This is a genomic window from Methanohalobium sp. (genome assembly GCF_018609725.1).
Classification (GTDB): Archaea; Halobacteriota; Methanosarcinia; order Methanosarcinales; family Methanosarcinaceae; genus Methanohalobium.
Genome location: NZ_JAHENT010000110.1, coordinates 1 through 3,741, shown reverse-complemented (window position 1 = coordinate 3,741; position 3,741 = coordinate 1). Strand labels below are relative to the sequence as shown.

The following is a 3,741-nucleotide window of genomic DNA, read 5'->3' as shown; positions in this document are numbered from 1 at the left end:
TTGAACGGCTGCCAATGCTTCTTCTACGGAAATATCCATAGCTGATGCTGCTGCGGCTACCTCACCAAATTGACCGGATAATCCTTCCATTTTCAACATACCACCGCTTACCGTGGCAAATAAACTATCTGCTACCTCTGTTGCTCTATCAGCTTCCATGTTATAAGCATTCATAGTAGCGGTCAACATGGAAGCTGCTGTTTTTGTATCTGTCATTCCGGCAGCAGCCGTTTTGGAAGCAGTCTCCAATACATTCAAACCTTCAGCACCTTCATAGCCTGCTGATGAAACTTCGTATAAACCTTTAGCTAATTTATTTGCATTATCCGGTACTTCTGTTGAAAGGTCTGTAATACGCTGTGACCATTGCTCAAAGTTTCTATCAACCTCTTTACTAATAGTCCGAACCTCGGTCATGGCCTGCTCAAACTTTTTGGCAAAGTCAAATACTTCTGTTTTGAGTTTACTTAAACTTGCCATGATACCGGCAAAGATACCCAAACGCATGACCCACTTTTTGAGATTGCTAAGTACCCCTTTAGTTTTTTGAGCGCCTTGCCGTACCCCGGAAGTATCAATTCCGGTTTTGAACATCAAACTTTTGTCACCGTGAATGTTTACTGCCATGACTTTGAAATTTATCGGATATTTTTATAATATCTTCAGTACCCTGATGGTCTTTTTTATCTTCTTTATCGTCAATGTCAGGAGCAGAAGAACTTAATTCCAGAACAAGGTTTATCCAGGGGATTCTGTCGAGGACTTCTTCTCGGCTGTATCCTGCTCTGATTGCTCCTCCGATGAACTCGAACGGGTTGAATCTCCCCACACGTTTACTCCCTTTAGACAGGCCAAACTGAGTAAAAAAAAAGTGAGGTCAAACTTCTGTATCAATAATGCAGAAATATCATACACTTCTTTAGGACGCATATTGTCACCAAAGAACTTCATCATTTTCTTCGATGGTTCTTTGTTCGTGGCCGCTATGATAATCGCCCTTAAAACGTGTTCGTAATTATCTTTTACGGTAGGCATAAACTCCCTGACCACATCAAAGATGTTAGCATCATCTTTTATTTCTTCAAATTTCTTATCCGCAAATTGAAGTTTTTCAATCTCCTCACTTATTCTTGCCAACATTCTCAATGGGGGCGGGTCAATCCTGAAAGTCTTTTTTTTCTTTAGGATTCCTAATTTATGTAGAATCGTAGGTTTATCTACTGTAACATCGAAAGAGATGGACTCCTCCTGTAAAGCACTATTAACCTTTCTGGCAAAGTTCTCTTCTGACATACGATATAATTTTAAAAAACCCCGCAGACTACGGGGCTTTTTGTTAACTCAACATTCTTACGTACCACGGTGGCTGTAAGACGCCAGATGAATCTTCTGGAGTGACTACCTGACAACTATACTCTACATTCCCCGCACTATTGCCGAATTGTGCATGGACAATTCCCCTAACTGCCGCTTTGGGAATCTGTATTGATAGCCTGTAACCATCAACCGTGTCACCTTCTACCTGAAATGCTTTGTAGGTAAGGTCAAATCCGGTAGTTGGTGCTTCATATTCATCTTCTATTCCATCTGAACCGGTATCAATAGCATTACCACCAAACGCAAGCACTAACAGGTTGGGATCATAATTGTAAGTCTGCAAACTCAGAGTTGCATCCATTGACCCGGGGTTTCCTATGTGCCATGGCAAACTCATATCCTGTGGCGTTATAGAGAAATTCTCCGACGTATTTACTTCAAAAGTAACGGAATCTTCCACGATTTTAGTTATATCGGTGGTTCCCGTACTCATGTCAGGCATTAACCCATCACTTGAAGGGTCTTTGGTTTTTACACCACCTGTTATTCCTATATTAACAAATTTTGTTGCTGGCATTTTCTTTAAGATTTTAGTATTTTACAATTTAATCGGACGTTCAAAAAACTCCATCCCTTTATTTCAGCATCCATGATATGCTGTGAAGCTATATCAATATCAAAGTATTCAGTTGATGAATAACTGTCAAGTGCTGATTCTACTTTACCAAAAATTATGTTCAATCTGCTGTAATCAGGAACACCTTCAACAATATCTTTGGCATAGCAGTTCACATTGATCGTAGCACTTTGCACGAATTCGCTGTCCGTTGGAAGGGGTACAATAGTTATATCTTCATCAATTTCTTTTGTAGCCGGACGCTTTCCATTATACAGGGTTCCTTCAATGGTATCTGTAACATCGGAAACATTTAAGGCTTCAAATACTTTATCTTTGATGTCGATATTGGTTTTCATACATTCTTCATTTCCTGAAGTGTTTCCCGCATCAATTTTTCTACTGTTGGGCTTGATCCGGTTATCACATCGTACCCTCTGGCTTCAACATAACCTGCATACTCCATTCCTGCGAATCCTATCAAACCTATTCCTTCGATTTCTCCTGACATGCTCTGTGCAAATTCCTGTGCTACCTGTCTACCTGTCTCTTTATCACTTCCCTTGTCAGCTAATTGATAATCTTCGTATAAGATTTCTCCGTTTTCTACGACAACGAAACCAATTGAACTTCTAAGATTACCGGTTCTGTCAGTATAATCACCTTTTTCTCGTGCTACCCTGACAAAGTTTTCCCCAATATACTTATAAAATTCAATCGCTGTTTTCCTGACATCACCTTGAAATCGACTAAAGACTCTTTCAAGTTGAGCATCAGTCCAATCAGGAATTAGCCCAGATTTTGGCATGATAATGATATTTTTCTGTATGCTTCACAGTCAAAGAACGTCCTTCTTCATTCCAGTAAATAGTTGAGTAATCCCTAATTTCATCATCAAAAACCGGTGCATAAACCATGTAATCATAACCTTCTATATCGCCATTCTCGTTTTGTTGATAATTCTTTCCCTGATATTCAAACCTACATTCAGGCAGATCAATCGTTTGTTTTGTGCCACCGCTATACTTCCCGGTTGATTCATCATAACTACCTTCTTCAGTATAGGTTATTATTGCACTATGCGGATATTGGTCTACCATTTGTAGGTTCCATTGCTTATATTACCTTCTCCAACGATACCATGTTTTTTAAGAACACGATCTTTTTCTCTCAACAAAAGCCCTCGGTTAACTTTTACATTCAATCCACCTTCACTAATATCCGGTTTATTGATAACAAAATTAAGAAGCTCCACATAAACCATGTCTAAGTCTTTTTCATCATCAGGAGAGTAAGTATCTCCTTCATTCATATCCTGTTCATTGAAAGTCTTTGTAATAAGGTCATCGTTGACCTTAACAGGTAGCATGGAAAGTAGAGCTTCTTTATTAGTCATAACTCACTATATTAAGTGGTCGATACATCCATCAGGTAAACTTCATTCGCTCGCTGGAACCTGGGGAACGAATTGGTTAACCCTTTTGTGAATTCTGCAAACGGATCCTCGGTTGAATACTTTTTCAGCAATACATTCCTTCGCTTACTTTCGATAGCCTGTTTGACGTTACCTTCTTCAGCAATAGGTGCATTAAGCATATCACCCAACCTCATGGCCGGTAGACCTGCTACCTGATACTGTTCCCACGGGTTAACAGAAGTCCTTGATCCTTCCACCTCATACTGAACCGTCTGGTCGACAATCGTGATGGGAGGCAGATCAATACTTTGCAGATAAGCATTTACCTGCTGCAACCCAAGATTCACATTGGTGGTTTGTGTACCACCATACAGTATCGGAGTAATGGTAT

8 protein-coding genes are annotated in these 3,741 nt (G+C 39.8%); all 8 read right to left on the bottom strand.

Annotated elements, in window-relative coordinates:
• On the bottom strand, window positions 1-480 hold a 480-nt coding region (locus tag QZ276_RS07395), incomplete at its 3' end, for a phage tail tape measure protein (protein WP_292486723.1).
• 258 nt (window positions 481-738) lie between these two features.
• The gene (locus tag QZ276_RS07390) at window positions 739-1,293 is read right to left on the bottom strand and encodes a hypothetical protein (RefSeq protein ID WP_292486722.1); all 555 of its coding nucleotides are present in this window, start codon (window positions 1,291-1,293) and stop codon (window positions 739-741) included.
• A 43-nt stretch (window positions 1,294-1,336) separates the two neighbouring features.
• Window positions 1,337-1,894 (bottom strand): hypothetical protein, encoded by a 558-nt coding sequence (locus QZ276_RS07385; protein WP_292486720.1) that lies wholly within the window; start codon window positions 1,892-1,894, stop codon window positions 1,337-1,339.
• A gap of 5 nt (window positions 1,895-1,899) precedes the next feature.
• Entirely contained in the window at window positions 1,900-2,292 is a 393-nt protein-coding gene (locus QZ276_RS07380; protein ID WP_292486718.1) for a hypothetical protein, read from the bottom strand.
• Complete coding sequence (locus QZ276_RS07375) at window positions 2,289-2,741, bottom strand: hypothetical protein (protein ID WP_292486716.1); 453 nt, start codon at window positions 2,739-2,741, stop codon at window positions 2,289-2,291. Before QZ276_RS07375 ends, QZ276_RS07380 begins: the two co-directional genes overlap by 4 nt.
• Window positions 2,716-3,033, bottom strand: coding sequence for a hypothetical protein (locus tag QZ276_RS07370; RefSeq protein WP_292486714.1), 318 nt, complete (start codon window positions 3,031-3,033; stop codon window positions 2,716-2,718). Before QZ276_RS07370 ends, QZ276_RS07375 begins: the two co-directional genes overlap by 26 nt.
• On the bottom strand, window positions 3,027-3,329 hold the full coding sequence (locus QZ276_RS07365) for a DUF6706 family protein (RefSeq protein ID WP_292486711.1): 303 nt from the start codon (window positions 3,327-3,329) through the stop codon (window positions 3,027-3,029). Before QZ276_RS07365 ends, QZ276_RS07370 begins: the two co-directional genes overlap by 7 nt.
• 11 nt (window positions 3,330-3,340) lie before the next feature.
• The coding region (locus QZ276_RS07360; protein WP_292486708.1) for a hypothetical protein at window positions 3,341-3,741 on the bottom strand (401 nt) is incomplete at its 5' end.

Coding starts and splice junctions, on each gene's coding strand:
- QZ276_RS07390 (WP_292486722.1), bottom strand. CDS start 1,293: ATGTCAGAAGAGAACTTTGCCAGAAAGGTTAATAGTGCTTTACAGGAG.
- QZ276_RS07385 (WP_292486720.1), bottom strand. CDS start 1,894: ATGCCAGCAACAAAATTTGTTAATATAGGAATAACAGGTGGTGTAAAA.
- QZ276_RS07380 (WP_292486718.1), bottom strand. CDS start 2,292: ATGAAAACCAATATCGACATCAAAGATAAAGTATTTGAAGCCTTAAAT.
- QZ276_RS07375 (WP_292486716.1), bottom strand. CDS start 2,741: ATGCCAAAATCTGGGCTAATTCCTGATTGGACTGATGCTCAACTTGAA.
- QZ276_RS07370 (WP_292486714.1), bottom strand. CDS start 3,033: ATGGTAGACCAATATCCGCATAGTGCAATAATAACCTATACTGAAGAA.
- QZ276_RS07365 (WP_292486711.1), bottom strand. CDS start 3,329: ATGACTAATAAAGAAGCTCTACTTTCCATGCTACCTGTTAAGGTCAAC.